Origin of the sequence: Marinobacterium rhizophilum DSM 18822 (assembly GCF_000378045.1) — a bacterium.
GTDB lineage: Bacteria > Pseudomonadota > Gammaproteobacteria > Pseudomonadales > Balneatricaceae > Marinobacterium_A > Marinobacterium_A rhizophilum.
Genome location: NZ_KB899096.1, coordinates 22,468 through 40,673 on the forward strand (window position 1 = coordinate 22,468; position 18,206 = coordinate 40,673).

Annotated in this window: 13 protein-coding genes and 2 pseudogenes; 11 read left to right on the top strand and 4 right to left on the bottom strand. The window is 56.1% G+C overall.

All coding sequences use genetic code 11. From position 1 onward, the window contains the following. Positions 1–7: 7 nt before the first annotated feature. Both F451_RS0110205 and F451_RS0110210 read right to left on the bottom strand, forming a co-directional pair. Positions 8–691 carry a potassium channel family protein gene (locus F451_RS0110205; protein ID WP_020681273.1) on the bottom strand — a complete coding sequence of 228 codons (684 nt, stop codon included), beginning with the start codon at positions 689–691 and terminating at the stop codon, positions 8–10. Then, positions 688–2,151 carry a TrkH family potassium uptake protein gene (locus F451_RS0110210; RefSeq protein WP_020681274.1) on the bottom strand — a complete coding sequence of 488 codons (1,464 nt, stop codon included), beginning with the start codon at positions 2,149–2,151 and terminating at the stop codon, positions 688–690. The genes F451_RS0110205 and F451_RS0110210 overlap by 4 nt, the downstream gene beginning before the upstream one ends. Positions 2,152–2,367: 216 nt before the next feature. Here F451_RS0110210 and acsA point away from each other — a divergent pair, with 216 nt between their 5' ends. The 9 genes from acsA (at position 2,368) to F451_RS0110255 (ending at position 11,120) form a co-directional block, all read left to right on the top strand. Beyond that, positions 2,368–4,125 (top strand): acetate--CoA ligase, encoded by a 1,758-nt coding sequence (gene acsA / locus F451_RS0110215; RefSeq protein WP_020681275.1) that lies wholly within the window; start codon positions 2,368–2,370, stop codon positions 4,123–4,125. Beyond that, on the top strand, positions 4,122–5,120 hold the full coding sequence (gene pdhA, locus F451_RS0110220) for a pyruvate dehydrogenase (acetyl-transferring) E1 component subunit alpha (protein ID WP_020681276.1): 999 nt from the start codon (positions 4,122–4,124) through the stop codon (positions 5,118–5,120). The genes acsA and pdhA overlap by 4 nt, the downstream gene beginning before the upstream one ends. Further along, a complete protein-coding gene (locus tag F451_RS0110225; RefSeq protein ID WP_020681277.1) occupies positions 5,117–6,106 on the top strand; it encodes an alpha-ketoacid dehydrogenase subunit beta in 990 nt (329 codons plus the stop codon). Before pdhA ends, F451_RS0110225 begins: the two co-directional genes overlap by 4 nt. Continuing rightward, positions 6,103–7,308, top strand: a complete 1,206-nt coding sequence (locus F451_RS0110230; protein WP_020681278.1) for a dihydrolipoamide acetyltransferase family protein — start codon at positions 6,103–6,105, stop codon at positions 7,306–7,308. The genes F451_RS0110225 and F451_RS0110230 overlap by 4 nt, the downstream gene beginning before the upstream one ends. Before the next feature lie 15 nt (positions 7,309–7,323). Next, positions 7,324–7,575: an acyl carrier protein gene (locus tag F451_RS0110235; RefSeq protein WP_020681279.1), complete on the top strand. Its 252-nt coding sequence runs from the start codon at positions 7,324–7,326 to the stop codon at positions 7,573–7,575. A 128-nt stretch (positions 7,576–7,703) separates the two neighbouring features. Then, positions 7,704–8,990 (top strand): tyrosine-type recombinase/integrase, encoded by a 1,287-nt coding sequence (locus F451_RS0110240; RefSeq protein ID WP_020681280.1) that lies wholly within the window; start codon positions 7,704–7,706, stop codon positions 8,988–8,990. 226 nt (positions 8,991–9,216) lie between these two features. Next, positions 9,217–9,948, top strand: a complete 732-nt coding sequence (locus F451_RS0110245) for a HupE/UreJ family protein (protein WP_026291669.1) — start codon at positions 9,217–9,219, stop codon at positions 9,946–9,948. Between the two features lie 10 nt (positions 9,949–9,958). Further along, positions 9,959–10,552, top strand: coding sequence for a hypothetical protein (locus F451_RS0110250; RefSeq protein WP_020681282.1), 594 nt, complete (start codon positions 9,959–9,961; stop codon positions 10,550–10,552). Between the two features lie 67 nt (positions 10,553–10,619). Then, the gene (locus F451_RS0110255; protein ID WP_020681283.1) at positions 10,620–11,120 is read left to right on the top strand and encodes a hypothetical protein; all 501 of its coding nucleotides are present in this window, start codon (positions 10,620–10,622) and stop codon (positions 11,118–11,120) included. Positions 11,121–11,134: 14 nt separating this feature from the next. Here the strand turns inward: F451_RS0110255 and F451_RS0110260 are convergent, their stop codons facing one another. Continuing rightward, positions 11,135–12,580: an NCS1 family nucleobase:cation symporter-1 gene (locus F451_RS0110260; protein WP_020681284.1), complete on the bottom strand. Its 1,446-nt coding sequence runs from the start codon at positions 12,578–12,580 to the stop codon at positions 11,135–11,137. A 1,969-nt stretch (positions 12,581–14,549) separates the two neighbouring features. Continuing rightward, positions 14,550–14,909: pseudogene (locus tag F451_RS28815) on the bottom strand (DUF6933 domain-containing protein); the annotation flags it as partial. A 1,230-nt stretch (positions 14,910–16,139) separates the two neighbouring features. Between F451_RS28815 and F451_RS28395 the strand changes: the two are divergent. Beyond that, positions 16,140–16,283 (top strand): annotated as a pseudogene (locus F451_RS28395) (IS3 family transposase); the annotation flags it as partial. 257 nt (positions 16,284–16,540) lie between these two features. Continuing rightward, positions 16,541–18,031, top strand: a complete 1,491-nt coding sequence (locus F451_RS0110280) for an FG-GAP repeat domain-containing protein (protein WP_083928402.1) — start codon at positions 16,541–16,543, stop codon at positions 18,029–18,031. Positions 18,032–18,206: the final 175 nt, after the last annotated feature.

The window sequence follows — 18,206 nt, forward strand, 5'->3', positions numbered from 1 at the left end:
GGCGAATTCAGGTATCGGGACTCTCGTTGCTGGCCCAGTGCTCGGGTGCATGCTTCCAGCGCCGCTTGAGTTCCGGCAACCGTGACACCCGTGTGATCAGGATCACCTCGTCGTCCGCTTCCAGGTGGTCGGTTTCCTCGGGCAAGACCAGCTGATCGTTGCGGTACAGGCAAATAATGCGTACGCCCTTGGGCAGGTCGAATTCCTTCAGCGGCGAAGCGGTCTTTTCATCCACGATAAACGAGAATACTTCGGCGTCCTTGTGGATGGTCGAGGACAGCTCCAGGCTTTTTTCTCCGCGGATCATATTCACCAGGTGGCGGGCCATTGCGCGGTTGGGCGCAATGGCATCGTCGAGCCCAAGCTCCGTGCAGATGCGCTCGAATTCGACGCCGGCCACCAGCAGGATGACGCGCTTATACTTCAATGAACGGGCCAGCAGTGCCACGATTGTATTGGTCTGCTCGTTGGCCAGCAGCGAGAACAGCGCGTCGGTGTTCTCAGGTTCCGCTTCATTCAGCACTTCAGGCGAGCTGCCATCGCCATGCAGGAATCCGCAGTCGAGCTGTTCGGACAGCTGTTCGATGCGCTCTTTGTCACGCTCGATCAAGACCACCTCGAAGCCTTCGTCCAGCAGCAGCCGGGCCGTGGAGACTGTCAAAGCGTTGGTGCCGATCAATACGAATCTCATGAGTGACTGCGCCTCCTGCCAAACCAGCTGGGGGGATAGAGCAGCACCAGCAGGGCGATGATTTCCAGCCGGCCCAGCAACATGTCAGCTCCCAGTACCAGTTTAAGTGTCGAGGACAGGTCCGGCTGGGTAATGCCGCTGGACAGGCCGACCGTGCCCATGGCCGACACGACCTCGAACAACGAACCCAGTGGATCCTGGCCATCGGCCAGCAATAGCAGCCACGAAAGCAGAGTGACCAGGCCCCACAGGCCGCTCAGGACTAGAACACCCGCTATTTCGTCGGTGTCCAGCCGGGTTTTGCCCAGTTTTGGCAGCAGCACGGCCCGCGGTGATGCGGCTGTGCGTTGCAAGGTCAGCTGAATCAGCTTCAACAGGATGAGCAGCCGAATAATCTTTATGCCACCGGCGGTCGACCCGGTGCAGCCGCCAATCAGCATCGAAAAGATGAGTATCAACTGGGCGCTGGGCGCGATGCTGGCAACATCAACACTGCTAAAGCCTGCCGTAGACTGTGCTGAAACCGCCAGCATGGCGGCGTGGCGTAACCCGTTGGCCCAGTTCAGCTGATGCCAGCCTGCCAGACAGGGGCTCAGTAGCAGCGTAGTCAAACCCGTAAGCAGCAGCAATGCATGCACTTCCGTGTCATGCAGCAGCCTGCCAGGCTGTTGGCGAAAGGCGATGAAATACAATGGCAGTGTAATGGCACCTGCGAGCGACAGCAGCGTTAGCATCGTTTGAGCGCCCGGCGGCACGCTCGCCAGACTGTCATTGAAGCCGGAAAAGCCGCCCGTAGATACGGCGGCCAGTGTATGGATCAAGGCGAGAAATGCATCCTGCTGGAACGGCCAGAGCAGCAGGAAGCCAATGACCGTCAGGGCCAGGTAAACCTGCAGAATCTGACGCGCATAGGTTCGCGCCGTTGTCGCCTGTCCTTCCTCACCGGCGGATTCCAGCAGTTTCTTGCTGGTCGTCTTGTGCCCCATAAACAGTGCCACCGCGAGAACGGCGATACCCAGCCCGCCATACCACTGCATCCAGGCGCGTGCGAACAGAAAGATCGCCGGCTGCTGTTCGATGGCCGGCAGGGTGCTCAGGCCCGTGGTGGTCACGCCGGAAACAGCCTCGAACCAGGCATCAATCCAGGACAGCCCGCTGGCCATGAGTGGATAGGTCATCAGCAGCGGGGTGATAAGAAAAACCAGCGCCGTGACGCACAGTGCCTCGTTACGCTGTATCTGTTGCGGCTCGGGCAGGCGCGAAAGCGGCAAACTCACCAGTGCCAGCACACCGATCACGGTTACATAACGCAACGCCACGTCCGCCTCATCAAGCAGCAGCGCGACCAAGGCCGGCACCGCGGTGATCAAGGCCAGCAATAAGAGCAGCTGTGACACGTACTTGAGAACCACGCCAGGGCGTACGGCGCGCATCAGGGATTGGGCAGATGAATCTTGCATACTGGACAGTCACTCGGTTCTTTCACAGATGACAGCTGACGAGCAAGGCATCGATGTGGCTAAAGCATAGTCGCTTGATCATCACAGACAGCGCCGGCGTTTTTTCACAGCGGGGCTCAATAGCCCTGCCTTTTCTATGGTCTATGCTGGCATACAGTAGTCTTTTCTTTTCCAGTGCCTATATACCTGTCAGTTTTGGCCCCGGGGGTTGCAACAATGTCATTTGACGCCATCCGCAAAGACCCTGCCGATTTCGCCATGCCACCGAATCTTGACGACTATGAACGTTGTACCGCTGATTTTGACTGGGAGTCGGCAAGCCGCTGTCTGGACGGGCTGCCCGGGGGTGGGCTGAATATCGCCTATGAAGCGGTTGATCGTCATGTGCACCACGGCAAGGGCGACAAGGTTGCCTTGCGCTGGCTCAGCAAAACCGATGAATGCCGGGACTGCACCTATGTCCAGCTCATGGAAGCCAGTAACCGTTTCGCCAATGTCCTGGCCCGTCTTGGGGTAAGCAAGGGCGACAGGGTATTCACGCTGTGCGGCCGACAGCCACAGCTCTACATTGCCGCGATGGGAACGCTGAAAGCCGGCGCTGTATTCGCGCCGCTGTTTGCCGCGTTCGGGCCTGAGCCGGTGCGCTCGCGCATGGAAATTGGCGAGGCACGGGTATTGCTGACCACCGCATCGCTGTATCGCAAAAAGGTCGCGCCATGGCGGCATGAACTGCCCAGTTTGCAACAGGTTCTGCTGATTGATGACGGCGACCCTGCGCCGGGCTGTCTCAGCCTCGCGGCTCTTATGGCACAGGCCAGTACAGAGTTCGCGATCCTGCCCACCCAGGCGGAAGACATGGCGCTGCTGCATTTTACCAGCGGCACTACGGGCAAGCCCAAAGGCGCCATCCATGTGCACCAGGCCGTGCTGTTCCATACGCTGAGCGGATTGTATGCGCTGGACCTGCATCCGCAGGATACCTACTGGTGTACCGCGGATCCTGGCTGGGTAACGGGTACCTCCTACGGCATCATCGCGCCCCTGAGCCTGGGCGTGACAATGGTCGTGGACGAAGCCGAATTTGATGCCCAGCGCTGGTACAGCATACTGGAGTCGCAGCGCATCAGTGTCTGGTACACGGCGCCAACGGCCATTCGCATGCTGATGAAAGCGGGGGCCGAACTGGCGCAGTCGAGGGATCTCTCCACGCTGCGCTTTCTGGCCAGTGTCGGCGAACCACTGAATCCGGAAGCGGTGGTCTGGGGGCAGGCTGCCTTTGGCAAGCCCTTTCATGACAACTGGTGGCAAACAGAAACGGGCGGCATCATGATCGCCAACTTTGCCGCCCAGACGGTGCTGCCCGGCTCCATGGGGCGTCCGCTGCCAGGCATCACGGCGGCGATCGTCAAGCGGCAGGAAGACGGTCACGTCACGTCCACCAGCGCCGCGGGGGAAGTAGGTGAACTCGCCCTGAGGTCAGGCTGGCCCTCGATGTTTCGCGGCTACCTGCACGAACAGGCCCGCTATGAAAAGTGCTTTGCCGATGGCTGGTACCTGAGTGGTGATCTCGCCAGTTGCGATGCACAGGGGTACTTCTGGTTTGTCGGGCGCGCTGACGATGTTATCAAGTCGGCCGGTCATCTGATCGGGCCCTTTGAGGTGGAAAGCGCCTTGCTGGAACATCCCGCGGTGGCCGAGGCTGGCGTCATCGGAATACCGGACCCCATGTCCGGTGAAGTCGTCAAAGCCTTTGTTGCCCTTAAGCCCGGGCACGACCCCAATGAAAGCTTGCGTCGGGAGATTCTCGGCCATGCCCGCAAGCGGCTCGGCGCAGTGGTATCACCAAAGGAAATCGTTTTTCGTGAAAACCTGCCCAAGACCCGCAGCGGCAAGATCATGCGTCGCCTGCTCAAGGCCCGTGAACTGGGCCTGCCTGAAGGGGATATATCCACCCTTGAGAGTGATGAACGATGAATACTGCCGCCAGCGACAAACCCCACATCAATCGTGATCACCTGCTGCCGATGCTGGCGGACATGATCCGTATCCGCCGCTTTGAAGAGAAATGTGCCGAACTTTACACCCAGGAGAAGATCCGTGGGTTTCTGCACCTTTACATCGGCGAGGAGGCCGTGGCGGTTGGCATCGCCCGTGGGCTTGCACCAGAGGATGCGGTTATCGCTACCTACCGCGAACACGGTCACGCCCTGGCCAGGGGCATATCCATGGCCAGTGTCATGGCCGAGATGTATGGCAAGGTCACAGGCTGCAGTCGCGGCCGCGGCGGCTCCATGCACCTGTTTGACGAAAAGCACCGTTTTTTTGGTGGCAACGCGATCGTGGCAGGTGGCCTGCCAATGGCGGTGGGGCTGGCACTGGCTGACAAAATGCGCGGCCTTGCGCGGGTCACCACCTGTTTTTTCGGCGAAGGGGCCGTGGCCGAGGGTGAATTTCATGAAAGCATGAATCTGGCGGCGCTGTGGCAGCTGCCGGTGCTGTTTGTCTGCGAAAACAACCTCTACGCCATGGGCACGGCGCTGGAGATTTCCGAATCCGAGCAGCATATCTATCTCAAGGCGCGCAGCTACGGTATCGATGCGCATGCGGTCGATGGCATGAATGTGGTGGATGTGGAGGCCGCGGCGAGAACGGCCTGCAGCGCCATTCGTGAGGGCCAGGGACCGAAATTCCTGGAGTGCAAGACCTACCGTTTTCGCGGCCACTCGATGTTTGATACCCAGCTCTACCGAGATAAGGAAGAAATCGAGCGCTGGCAGAAACACGGCCCCATTGTCCTGCTGCAGGAATGGATGCAGGCCAACCACATGTTGCTGGAGAACGATGTGGCCGCCATTGAGCACCGCGTGGCGGCAGAGGTTGCCGAGGCCGTCGATTTTGCCGAATCGTCTGCGCTTGAGTCTGAAACAGAACTCGACACGGATGTGTACACCCCGAGGAGGTCGCAATGACCCAGGGTACAGAGATAACCTATCGTGAAGCGGTACGCGAGTCGATCCGTGAAGCCCTGCTGGGGGATGAGCGCGTTTTCCTGCTGGGGGAGGATGTCGGCCGCTATGGCGGCTGTTATGCAGTAACGAAGGGACTGTTACAGGAGTTTGGCCCGGAACGCATTCGCGACACACCGTTGTCGGAATCGGGCTTCATGGGGGCCGGTGTGGGCGCCGCGCTCGGCGGGATGAGGCCCATTGTCGAGATCATGACGGTGAATTTCAGCCTGCTTGCCCTGGATCAGATCGTCAACAACGCGGCGACGATCCGTCACATGTCCGGCGGACAGTTCAGCGTTCCGCTGGTCATACGCATGGCGACCGGTGCCGGGCGGCAGCTGGCCGCGCAGCACTCCCACAGTTTCGAATGCTGGTATGCCCATGTGCCGGGGCTGAAAGTGCTGGTGCCCGGTACAATCGAGGATGCCCGTTTCATGCTGGGCATGGCGCTGCTGGACCCGGATCCTGTCATCATCTTCGAACATGTAATGCTCTACAACGAGACCGGCATTCTGCCGAACGAAGCGCAGCCCGTACCGATGGAGCAGGCGGTAGTAAGACGCCCCGGCAAGGATGTTTCGCTGATCACCTACGGTGGCAGCCTTGGCAAGGTACTGAGTGCGGCTTCGCAACTGGCCGGCGAGGGGATCGAGGCCGAAGTGCTGGATCTGCGCTGCCTGCGTCCGCTGGATACTGCTGCCATCGTGCAAACCGTTGCCAGAACCCACCGCGCCGTTGTGGTGGATGAGGGCTGGCGGACCGGCAGCCTGGCCGGCGAGATCAGTGCCATCATCATGGAGCAGGCGTTCTGGCAACTGGATGCGCCGGTGGCGCGGGTCTGCAGCAAGGAGGTGCCGATTCCGTATCCCCATCATCTTGAGCAGGCAGCGTTGCCACAGATACCGCAAATTCTTGCCACCGTGCGGCAAGTGCTGGAGCACGCATGAGCGAACTGACGATGCCTTCTTTCGGCGCCGACATGGACGCGGGCACGCTGATCGAGTGGCGTATCAAGCCCGGAGACTCGGTGACGAAAGGCGATATCGTGGCGGTAATCGAAACCATGAAGGGCGCCATCGACATGGAGGTGTTTGAGGACGGTACCATTGAGGCGCTGCTGGTGGATGAGGGCGACAAGGTGCCCGTCGGTACGCCCATCGCCTCCATTGCAACCGCCGGCGCCGCTTCAACTGAGCCGGTCGCGGCCAGCGCGGTTACGACTGCCGCAGTAGCGACTGCCAGCGCCAGTGCTTTGCCTGCGTCAGCACCGGCACGTGCACAGACGCCAACTTCAGGCGAGCCCCGCGCCCGCATCCTGGCATCCCCCCTGGCTCGGTCTCGAGCGCAGCAGTACCAGCTGGATCTGTCCGGTATCAGGGGGAGCGGCCCCGGCGGCGCCCTGTTACTGGCAGACATCGAGCGCAAGCACGGCGCCAAACACCCCGTGAAGCCAGCCGCCGCTAGGGTTAAACCTGGCATCGATCGCAGCGCGATGCGACAGGCCATTGCCGCCGCCATGGCAAAATCCAAACGGGAAATTCCGCATTACTATCTGGCCAGCACGATCGACCTGAGCGAAACACTGTCCTGGCTCGAAGCCCGCAATCAGGCCAGGCCGCCGGAGCAGCGTGTGCTGCTGGGTGCGTTGCTGATCAAGGCCACGGCTGCTGTGCTGAAGCAGGTGCCGGAACTGAATGGCTTTTACCGGGACGGCGGTTTTCAGCCCAGCGGCGCTATTCACGTAGGGATGGCCATCACTATTCGGGGCGCAGGCCTGGTGGTGCCTGCACTGCTGGATGCTGACCGGCAGCCACTGGATGCGTTGATGGAAAATCTGCGCGACGTCAGTGCGCGAGCACGACAGGGTGGCCTTCGCAGCTCGGAGATGAGTGCGGCAACCATTACAGTAACCAGTCTGGGCGAGCGGGGTGTGGAGGCGGTGTATGGCGTGATCTTTCCGCCACAGGTCGCCATCCTGGGCTTCGGCAGCCCCTGCACGCGTCCCTGGGTCACCAAAGACGGCGGCATTGAGGCGCGTACGGTCATGAGGGTCACGCTGGCTGCGGATCACCGCGTCAGTGACGGACACCTGGGTGCGCGCTTGCTGCGCCTGCTGGAAAAACAATTGCAGGCACCGGAATCACTCTGAAGGAGACAGCATCGAATGAACAGAAGCCGCCTGCAGGAGATTATCGCCGAAGAACTGCTCAACATCGCGCCCGAGGCTGAACTCGGTTCGGTTGAGCCAAATACCGATCTGCGGGAGGAGCTGGATCTGGACTCCCTCGATTATCTTAACCTCGTCATTGCCATCAATCACCGGCTGCACATACAGATTCCCGAAGCCGATTACGGCCGTATTGCCAGCCTCAATGCGTTGCTCGATTATCTCGAACAGGCCAGCCAGTCGGCCTGATGCTGCACCGCCGCCCGCGCACGCGGCGATGTCCGTGAGCGCCTGTCAAAATACTATGTAATTTATGACAACATGATCATAACTATATGATTTAATGGTTATCTATACCTATTTGTACGGGGTTTTCGATGATCGAGATGCCACCCGCCATGCCGCTGTTCGATGGAATTGCGCATGTGGAAGATGCCAACGCCCATGTCAATCAGTACCTGACCCGGGTCATGCTCGAGTCGGTGCCCGATGCAGGATTTGTCTACGAACTGGCGCTGGAGTGGCTGCTGGAACAGCGTCACAGCGAAAACAACTACAAAACCTATCGCAGTGAACTGACGACCTTTCTGCACTGGTGCTTTGATGTGGCGCAGATCTCGCTGGCCGACGTGCGCCGCCAGCACATGAACCGCTACATCGAGTACTGCATGCATCCGCCTGCGGGGCTGATTGCGTACCGTAACGTGGCGCAATTCGTTGTCTCGAAGGTGCTGGATGAACGGGTGCCCAATCCGCTTTGGCGGCCGTTTCTGGGCAAGCGTGAGCAGGGCGAAATATTGCCGTATCGCATCACGGAGAAGGCACTGAAGACCAAGCTGGCGATCCTGTCCTCCTTCTTTGGTTACCTGATCCAGGAGGAATACACCGAGCGCAATCCGGCGCTGATGCTGATCAAGCAGGGGCGCTACAAGGCAGGCCCCGAGGGTGCGATGAACGATGCCGAGGACATGAAGGCCTTTACCGAGCTGCAGTGGTCATATGTCATGGAGACGGCGGAACAGCTCTCTAAAACGGATCCCGCGGAGCATCAGCGCACACGCTTTTTGATAAGCCTGATGTACGCCTGTTATCTGCGAATATCTGAAGTGGCAGCCCGGCCCGGCTTTGCCCCCGTGATGGGTCAGTTTCGGCGGGACAGCAAGACCTCGGTCTGGCTGTATTTCATACCGCACAGCAAAGGGGGCAAGAAGCGCACGGTCGCGGTCTCCAGGAAGCTGCTGAGCGCACTCAAGCAATATCGCCGATACCTGGGCCTGGATGACCTGCCGTCACCGGCCGACAACACGCCGCTGTTTATTCGCCATCGCGCCGCGGGGCGAGGGCGCGACGTCGGTTTGCTGAATGCCAATCTGGGTATTCGCCAGCTACGGGAAGAAATCAACCATGTGATTGAGCTGGCGGCAGACCGGGCGGAGAAAGACGGTTTTGAACAGGATGCCAGGGAAATGCGCGCCATGACGCCACACAGCATTCGCCACACCGGCATTTCGCACGATATCAACCTGAACGGCAGGCCGCTGTCCCATGTTCAGGCCGATGCGGGGCACGACAGCATCGAGACCACGTCGCAGTATCTGCATACCAGCCGGGCGGAGCGCCATGAGTCGGCCGCCAACAAGTCGCTCAACCGGCTTGAGGATTAGCCGCCTGTGAAGGACCGTTAGCGCGCTGGTTAAGGTGGTAGCTCAGGAGGTGGCTTGGGAAGCAGGGGTAATGGCACTCTGGTAGTGGGTCTGAAGTTCAGTTCTATTCTGTGCGCGGTTCTGGTTAAGTAGAACAGCTTACGCCTGAGCAATTGCCGCGCGGTAGCGGGGCGGCCGATTGCGTTGCGACGGTTAACGGATGTCGATTCCCAGTGGAGACAAGCGAATGCACGTGACAGGCTCGAGCCCACCGAGGTATCTGCCCCTGGCTGCTCGCCAGTTGGCGCTATGCCTGGTATCACTGTTGCTGCTCTGCATTGCCTCGGGCGCACTCGCCCATGGCGTTGCCGACAGCGATGCGCGTTTTATCGAACAGACCCGTGGTGCCCAGCTGCTGCCTTTTATCTACCTGGGCGCCAAACACATGGTGACCGGATACGATCACCTGCTGTTTTTGTTTGGCGTGATCTTTTTTCTCTTCCGCATGAAAGACATCGGGGTTTACGTGACGCTGTTTGCCATTGGGCATAGCGTTACCCTGTTGTATGGGGTGCTCAGCGGTACTCACCTCAACCCCTATCTCGTCGACGCCATTATCGGGCTGTCTGTTGTCTACAAGGCGCTGGATAATCTCGGTGCATTCAAGCGCTGGTTTGGCGTTGCGCCCGACACCAGGGCTGCTGTGCTGATCTTTGGTTTCTTCCACGGCTTTGGTCTTGCCACCAAGCTCCAGGACTTCACCCTGTCCGAAGACGGCCTGGTCGCCAATATTCTGGCCTTTAACATCGGGGTGGAGATCGGTCAGCTATTGGCACTCGGTGCGATCCTGATTGCCATGAACGCCTGGCGTCGCACGCAGGCCTTCGCTCGACAGGCCTTTGCCGCGAACCTGGCACTGATGTCAGCGGGCTTCATGCTGATAGGCTACCAACTTGCCGGCTATCTGGCCCTTTCCTGAGGAGTGCGGGATGCGTGATATATCTGATCTGAAACACGAAGGGCTTCCCTCCGGCAGAAGCCTGATCAAGGCAACGGCGGGCGCGTTAGTTGTGGCGGGTGTGCTGCTGGTGACGGCCATCCTGCCGGCCGAGTACGGAATCGACCCGACCGGGGTGGGCAAGTCCATGGGGCTGACCGCATTGAGTAGCGCCAATGCGGCCATGCCCGAGGATGCGATCAACACCGTTACGTCCGACACGCCAGTTGCTGTATCTAACCCTGTGTGGAAAAGCGAGTCCCGCTATCGTTCGGATGCGATGTCGTTGACCCTGATGCCCGGGCAAGGTGCCGAGATCAAGGCCGTCATGAAGACGGGCGAGAATTTCATCTTTCACTGGGAGGTCGAGAGCGGGTCTGTAAGCTTCGATATGCATGGCGAACCACCGAATGCCGGTGACGCTTTCACCAGTTTCTGGGTGGGGAGTAACCAAACCCGATCGAGTGGTTCATTCCAGGCGCCATTCGAGGGAACCCACGGCTGGTACTGGCAGAATAACGGTTCAGAACCTGTGACAGTGCTCCTGGGTACAGCCGGCTATTACGCCGAGCTGTACCAGCCTTGATGCTAAAATCCGTTTGGATACCCCATCAAGGGTATCGGAATCGTTAAGCATGCTAGGAGCTCTGCAGATGAAAACGATCTTCTGGTCCGTTTCAGTGACACTCGCCACTGTCACGCTAGTCGCCTCGCTGTTCCTGAATTCCGTCCTCGGCCTTTTCGGGCTGGCGGCGACTTCTGTGGAAACACTCCAGGAACTGCGCAGCTCACAGCAGGTGGTCGAGCAGTTGAAGCACAGGCATCAGAAGAAGAGGGCGTCGGTTTCTAAACGGCTTGTGAAGCGATCCTCCAAACGTATTGGCGCCACGATGTTGGCGGCTGCAACGGTCGGTACTGTTGCCGTAGCCGCTACCGTTGTTGGTCTCGAAGTGGCTGACTATTGTGAGGAGAAACAGTCGTTAAACGAAACAGAATCGATTCTCTACGGTACTGACGAGGTTTTCGACATGGAGCAGTGCCTTGGCGAAGCAAAGCAGGAACTGACCGGCCTTCTGGTCGATGCCAGGGATGCATCTATTGAGGCGGTGTTGAACACCTTCACAATCCGGCCCGATGACCGCGCTGATCCTTGATGTTCGCAGCTTCATTAGACAATGTGCGATTTTTTGCAGCGGACGTAGTAGATCACCCCGCCCAATATGGCTCCGATGATCCATGCATAACCGCTGAGTTGACCAAGAATTGGAACCCAGACCGTGGCGACCGAGAACACCGCCGCAATGCCGAATGCGACGAGCGCATTGTTATTCCAGCCGTTGCCGAAGTGATAGGTACCGCCTTCCATGTTGTAAAGATCGTCGAGCTTGAGCTCATGCTTTCGCAGTACGTAGTAGTCGACGATCATGATGCCGTAGAGCGGGGCCAGCGTCGCGCCCAGTGTGTTGACGAAACCGCTAATACCGAACTGGCTGATAAAGCTCGTCCACAACCCACCGATGATCAGCGCGAATACAGAGGTGATCATGCCGGCCTTGCGGAAGCTGATCTTGGACGGTGACAGGTTGGCGATGCCGTTGACCGCAGGAACGAAGTTTGCCACCAGGTTGATTCCGACCGTTGCGGCAAAGAAAGTGATGGCGGCAATAACACCGAGGACCACGCTATCGGTGCGGCCGACGATCTCTGTTGGATTGATGATCTTTTCGCCATACACGACGGCGGCACCGGCTGTCGTGAGTAATGCCAACGCCGAAAACAGAATCATGTTGAATGGCAGTCCGGCCAGATTCCCCTTGATCATCGTGTTCTTGTCACGGGCGTAGCGCGAAAAGTCGCTGAAATTGATCATGACCGCCGCGAAATAGGCCACCATGGTGCCGATAATCGCAATAAAGCCCTTGACCTCTGAGGCCCAGGTTCCCTCCGGGTTTGCAAAGATCGTTTGGGCTTGAGACAGCAGCTGACCTTCCGATTTGTTCCACAGCACAATCACCAGGCCGATCATGACGGCGTACACGAACGGGCCGGCGATATTCAGAAAAGTTTCAACCCAGCTCATGCCGTGCCAGAAGATGAAGATGTGGAACGCCCAGACGATGAGGAAGGACACCCAGTCGACACTGTCGAGCCCAAGTATTTCCGTCCCCGCTGTGATGCCGGTTACAGACCGGATCAACAGCGCAAGTGCCGTCGAGGCGAAGTAAACCTGAACGCCATACCAGAAGACCGCAACCGTCGCGCGAAGAATCGCAGGCAGCTTGGCCCCGGCCGTCCCCATGCTGGCCCGGGCGAGAACCGGGTAGGGGATGCCATAACGTTCACCGGCAGCGCCGGAAAGATTGACGAGTAGCATAACCATAAGGCCCGCGGTAATGAGCGCGGCGAACGCTGTCCAACCGCTTACGCCATAGGAAATGAAAAGTGATGCCACCAGCGAATAGCCGAACAGCGACTGGATATCGTTTGCCCAGATATTGAAGATTGCAAACCATCCCCAGGACTTTTCTTCCTTCGTTACCGGACGCAGCGGGTTCTCGGTCCCGTGCGCTCCTTCGCCGTTTGGATACTGCACCTTCATGTTCTTGGTTTCCATCTCGAGCTTCTCTTTACCAGGGCCCACAGGTCCACCCAGATATCTGCTAGTTCTGACGGGGTATTTATCTCTAATACTAGGTTAAATTCTGAATACGCTACTGGAGAGGGGCCTTGGGAGTACCCGCTTCGATTCTTGGTACGAGCACGCTTGGGGCTGCTGCAAAACCGGTATTCGAGCAAAGGGAAGGGTGCTTCAATCGTCACAAGTCGCCAGTGCTCAGGCGTCGTGTTATCGAAGCCGTTACCAATCGAGCATCACTGGTAGATCACAACCAACTCAGCATGAGTTCCTCTGTCATATCCGTGGCTCTCCCATGGCTATGTCGGGCTTCATGAGCTCGTGACTCGAGGGGGCGAGTAAACGTAATTCCGACTGGCCCAGCTGAAACTATCTTTTATGGGCAGCATGGATACGATTCACACGTAGGTACGTGATACGCGCAACGTAGCAGGGAAATGTTCTTTAATACGTATTGTGTACTTTATAGGGATGGTGTTGCGCTATCGAGAGCACAACGTAGCTGGCAACGCCCAACATATACATAGCTATGCCGATAACGTAATTTATCGGCAATGACTCCTAACTATATGAAATTATTGGTATATATAAGGTATATAGGGTCTTGCTTCCGTTCAGTGGTTAAGCGCTACACATTGGATCGTAAGTCATAGCTGCGTCTTCAAAAAATTGTCCCGCTCGGAATAGCGTCAAGCGCGATTACTAGAACCAGTTATCCAGAAAATAGGCGAAATTCGATCGAATTTGCTGCCAATTAGCGGTATTTAGCCTATTCATAAATCAAGCTTTAAAAGCTTGTATCTTGGTGCACATGCGCTTGGGAACGTGACCTGGATGGCTTGCTGTGAGGGCTATTTGACGCTGGAATGCCCGCGTAGCGAGGGTTACGCCGTGAAGTATTGCTGCCTCAGGTAGTATTTCATCTAGATCAGGATATTTAGATGCTCAATATCAGCCGTCATCCTTTAGAGATTTGTGCTGGTTTGAGTCAGTTCAGAACCGTTTATAGACCTTGCATTCTCAGTACAAGACCCCGCACGTACATGATTCCTGAGCCGTATCCAGAAACGCGGAAGCTATCAAGCAACCCTGAGCAACCACAGCATGCAGGACTGGATGTCTACAATCGAAAAGCTAGCTTGCATCTAGGCTTAGTGGCTTCGAATCAAGCGCTTTTACAGCGATAAAACACGATCAGACATGGGGCTCTGGAGTCTGCCAGTTAACTGACCGCGATACGGCCTGTATCAGTAATCGGTACAAGTGCCAGCAGAGTTTGGTCGTGCGCTGTGTTGCATAGCGTGGGACTTAGTCCGTGAAAATGAAATCTTCGCGACTCTCCGCACGGTCCTGGCGTTGGCGTGGACGCAGAAGTGACTGGGATGGAGTCATACCGGTCAAAACTGGAAACGTGTTTGTGGCGTACGTAGTCGAAACCGATGAAGGCGGCACGACATGCTAGCCAGGGCTAGAGAGCGGTCCTAACCAAAATCAATGAGTTAGAAACATCAGTCTGGTCAAGCGCAAAGAACTAGAGCCAATCTTGTGGATTTCTTTACCGTTAGTTGTGGTCGCTTACGAACAGCGCAAAGGCGGTATTACGAACAAATATGATATGCGTATAATGTATATTATGTTAAATAGGATGTTGTTGAGATAAAGCCGTGGATGGACGTGTGTTATTTCAAGTTAAGGATGAGATCCGATCTCATGGTTGCTTGATTTCCTGCAGGCCTCGTACACCCTGGGCTTTAGCGCTATCACATGCAACAGGTTCAAACCCCATAATCAAGTTAACGATGAGATTCTGCGGTTCTGGCACCTACCCGTTTGGAGAGTCGCGAAGATTTGTTTTTTGCGGGATAAGTGGCACGTAACGCAACGTACCGCACGCTGTTTTGCTAGGTGTATCGGCTCGTTTATGAACGTCCGTTGCCAGTCGGCCGGCCTACACTGGTAACTGCTCGAGCAGCTTTTGCATCTCCTTGTTCGGCCAAAGGTGTCGTGATTCTTGGAGGTCTCTGGTGCAGCGTGGCTGCTCCGTCAACCAGGCCGAAACTGAATATTGGCCGATCTCCATGATATCGCTGCCGTCCCAGGTCCGGGCTTCCAGTTCCAGCGCAGCGACCCGCAGCGTGCCTTGCACAGACCGATCACATATTGCGGCTGTGTAGCGCGTCTGGTCATGGATAAAAAGTATGCAGTTACGGCGTTGAATGACGACCAGATTAGCGTGCCAGCCATCCAGCAAGCTGCCAGGTGCTGCAGGCCATGCTGCAATGACATGCCCTGCTTTCTTCAGTTTCTCTGCGAGCTTTTTTCGTAACGTGGACTCTCATTACGTCATGTAACTTATTAGTATTGTTATGTTTTTTGATTGCCGTGCTCATCAAAAGTGTCGAGAATTGTATAATTGATAGCCTGGAGTTGCTGCCTATTGGTCAGAAGGAAGCCCTCATGTAAGAATCATCCTGACTGAATGGCGGAATCTGCACTTCCCGCGATTGCTCGCATCGAGAGTGTCCAACTATGGATTCGATCTAGACTCAAAAAGTTGGGTGATCAACAGGAAATTACGATTTCCCGCTTATTCTCCGCAGCCTTCGCCAAGTTCGGCGCCATCCTGAAAAATGTGCAGTGGTCAGTCTGGTCCATCAACGTCAAGAATGAAATGGTCGTGAGTCTCTGGGACCATCACCGAGATCCGTCCTATGGTGTCGAACCACGAGACCCAGCGAGTTCATGACGGTGTTACGCTCTACCGAGCTCCCCAAGATAGATCCGGACTCCCTACCGTTCGCCTGTCTGCATACCTCCAAGGTCATCGGTCTTACGTTAGAACGAACCCTATCCCTACGAATTGTTATGCTAACCAACCGCTCGTGTCGATTGCGGCCCATAGTAGTCCATCCTCAGCAATAAGCGATTGCTATGATTCTACTCGTTGAAATGTATATCTTATCTTTTTCTACTCAACCCTATTTTCACCCAGGATGCTGTTGATAATATTAGGGCCATGAGATTTCATATCGACGGACCGAACATACCTGACATCCTTTTGGAACGCTGCGACGCTGGTCGTGTGGTTTTCCTTTGCGGAGCCGGTGTTTCATTGCCCTCGGGCATGCCAGACTTCATTGGCCTCACCCAATATGTAATCGAATTCTTCGACCCTCCCGAGAACTCCGAAATCATGTCTGCTTTCCAGCCCTGGCTGGATGACCCAACGGGTGCAAATATGCCATTGGATCAGATCTTTAACCTGCTCCACCAAGAGTACGGAAAGGACGAAGTCAACGCACTGGTCACTGAACGGCTGGACGCTTCCACTAAAGCCGATCAAGCCGGCCGAGAACACGCTTTGGTCAAACGTATCTCCTCGAACCAGAGCGGCGTACCTCAGATCGTTACAACAAATTTCGACCGACTATTTGAGGCTGGAGCTCACTCTGGCGAGATGATCTTTCACGTTCCACCGTCATTTCCTGATCTCACCTTTGGAACAACGATCGAGGGCATCACTTACCTGCACGGTCACTACGCCAGCGCCTTGGAAGCTCAGAGAGACGCCAGCTTTTATCTGATGCAGCGCTACAACTGGAAGCGTCCTCATCAGTACAACAAGGGGTTGCCTCCGGCCAAGGCCGAAGAGCAACTTAATCTACTATCCGGAATTAGTTGACCACTACATGTGTGTGATGACCGCACTGACTCACTGGAATGTCAGGTATCAACACCCAAGAAACTTAAGGGGAATTAAGTCTTCAAGTGTTCATATTCTCCTATAATGAATATTGATATTTGAAGCCAAAGCCTACAGGTATTCCCTCATTCATTGTCAGCCTCAATGAATGATTGCTAGGCCTAATCTCCCGAACTAAGCTGGATCGTCACCCCTGACCGAAGGATCGAGCCAGGACGTTAAGGGAGGAGCCAACAATGCTCAAACTGCCTAAGGTCTGTTCTAACGACGCCATCCATGTCCATCCACTCCGTGTCCGGAAAAGTACCGCCTTGGTTGCGAAAGGTATCAGTTGCTTTTTGTTTTTGGGCCTCACCTTCGCCCACCCCTCTGTAGGCGCGCCTCCAAGTGCACTCTCATCACGCACGGAAGCGGTGTGTGATGTGGATCAAGGTACCAGCCGATATGGTCTCTGTAATGCCTATTGTGAGGCCTTGGACTGCGACAGCGAGGCACCCACTGCTTCCGCAAAGGCATGTGATCGGATATTGAGCAGTTACACCCGCAAGAGCAAAGGACTTGCCCCACCCTGCGTTGATACCTGCGATGTGACGCCCACGACGGACCCTCGCCCCATTACCATTGCCGACTTCAATCGGGATAGCATTCTGGATATTGCTGCGCTTCACGTGTGGGGAGGATGCAATCCGAGGGCGCGGAGGTGTCAGTGGTCTGACGTCGTGTCGGTACTGATTGGCATAGGTGATGGTACCTTCCATGAGCGGGTGAATTACGCTGTAGGGGAGCGGCCAGAAACCTTGGCACACGGTGACGTTAACAACGACGGTGCAGCGGATCTGGTTGTTGCGAACAGCCGATCAGATGATATCTCCTTATTATTGGGGAATGGGGATGGAACGTTTCAGCCTCAGACAGCCCTCCCGGCCTTCCCGGGGTTATCAACTGCAACCTTAGCCGACACAAATAACGATGGATACTTGGACGTCATCTTTGTTGGCCGTCTGGACAATATATCGCGTGCCTGCATGCTGCCGGGCGATGGAAGCGGCATCTTTAGCACCATACAATGCTTTAAAATACCATCGGACCCCAACATTTTTACGGGCATCCCGGCCCTCTTTGCTATCGCAGACGTGAATCATGATGACTTCTTGGACGTCATTGCCGGGAATGGCGTGGGCTTCGCAATGTCTGCTTACCTAGGGAATGGAGATGGCACCCTCCAAGCGCCACAGTCATTCCCGATTTTTGGCGTTCCCCATTCAATTGCACTCGATGATCTGAATAATGACTGCAATTATGACATTGTTGTTGGTGAAGGATCTTTCCGTCATTTCTCAGCCTTGCTGGGTAACGGAGATGGCACCTTTATACCCAACGTTGAGTCGTTTCCTGCTATCGTGCAGCCACAGTCAATCGTGACGGCACCAATCGATGCAGACGATGCAGTAGATCTGGTACTGATCAGCAAGACAGACTGGCGACATCCTCGGTTTCAGGTCAGGCTTGGTGACGGTGAAACCTTTTTGTTCAATCAACCATTCTCACTACTGACAGAAATCAGTAACGTCCCGAAGGCAGTTGCCGCCGCTGACCTCAATGGTGATGGATTGATGGATGTGGTGACGGTGAACTCGTCGGACCTGGATCCTGATAACGTCTCGGTGTTCCTGGGTAACGGTGATGGGACCTTTCAACCCGAGCGGACGTTCGTCATTGGGGACTAGGCAAAAAATTTATCGGATCTCGTCGACAGCCCGTTTCATCGAAGCGCACTGTTTCTGAAGCCTTTCGAGCAAATCCCCATAGCCTTTCGCCTTATCTCCTTATCTCCTGACCTGCTCCCCACTTTCTAATCCATCAGCGACTTAGTAATGTTCATTACCAAAGAAGGATGATGAA

Excerpts from the sequence above, each read along its gene's own strand:
- F451_RS0110235 (WP_020681279.1), top strand. The coding sequence starts at position 7,324 with ATGAACAGAAGCCGCCTGCAGGAGATTATCGCCGAAGAACTGCTCAAC.
- acsA (WP_020681275.1), top strand. The coding sequence starts at position 2,368 with ATGTCATTTGACGCCATCCGCAAAGACCCTGCCGATTTCGCCATGCCA.
- F451_RS0110225 (WP_020681277.1), top strand. The coding sequence starts at position 5,117 with ATGACCCAGGGTACAGAGATAACCTATCGTGAAGCGGTACGCGAGTCG.
- F451_RS0110255 (WP_020681283.1), top strand. The coding sequence starts at position 10,620 with ATGAAAACGATCTTCTGGTCCGTTTCAGTGACACTCGCCACTGTCACG.
- F451_RS0110210 (WP_020681274.1), bottom strand. The coding sequence starts at position 2,151 with ATGCAAGATTCATCTGCCCAATCCCTGATGCGCGCCGTACGCCCTGGC.
- F451_RS0110205 (WP_020681273.1), bottom strand. The coding sequence starts at position 691 with ATGAGATTCGTATTGATCGGCACCAACGCTTTGACAGTCTCCACGGCC.
- F451_RS0110240 (WP_020681280.1), top strand. The coding sequence starts at position 7,704 with ATGATCGAGATGCCACCCGCCATGCCGCTGTTCGATGGAATTGCGCAT.
- F451_RS0110280 (WP_083928402.1), top strand. The coding sequence starts at position 16,541 with ATGCTCAAACTGCCTAAGGTCTGTTCTAACGACGCCATCCATGTCCAT.
- F451_RS0110230 (WP_020681278.1), top strand. The coding sequence starts at position 6,103 with ATGAGCGAACTGACGATGCCTTCTTTCGGCGCCGACATGGACGCGGGC.
- pdhA (WP_020681276.1), top strand. The coding sequence starts at position 4,122 with ATGAATACTGCCGCCAGCGACAAACCCCACATCAATCGTGATCACCTG.
- F451_RS0110245 (WP_026291669.1), top strand. The coding sequence starts at position 9,217 with ATGCACGTGACAGGCTCGAGCCCACCGAGGTATCTGCCCCTGGCTGCT.
- F451_RS0110250 (WP_020681282.1), top strand. The coding sequence starts at position 9,959 with ATGCGTGATATATCTGATCTGAAACACGAAGGGCTTCCCTCCGGCAGA.
- F451_RS0110260 (WP_020681284.1), bottom strand. The coding sequence starts at position 12,580 with ATGGAAACCAAGAACATGAAGGTGCAGTATCCAAACGGCGAAGGAGCG.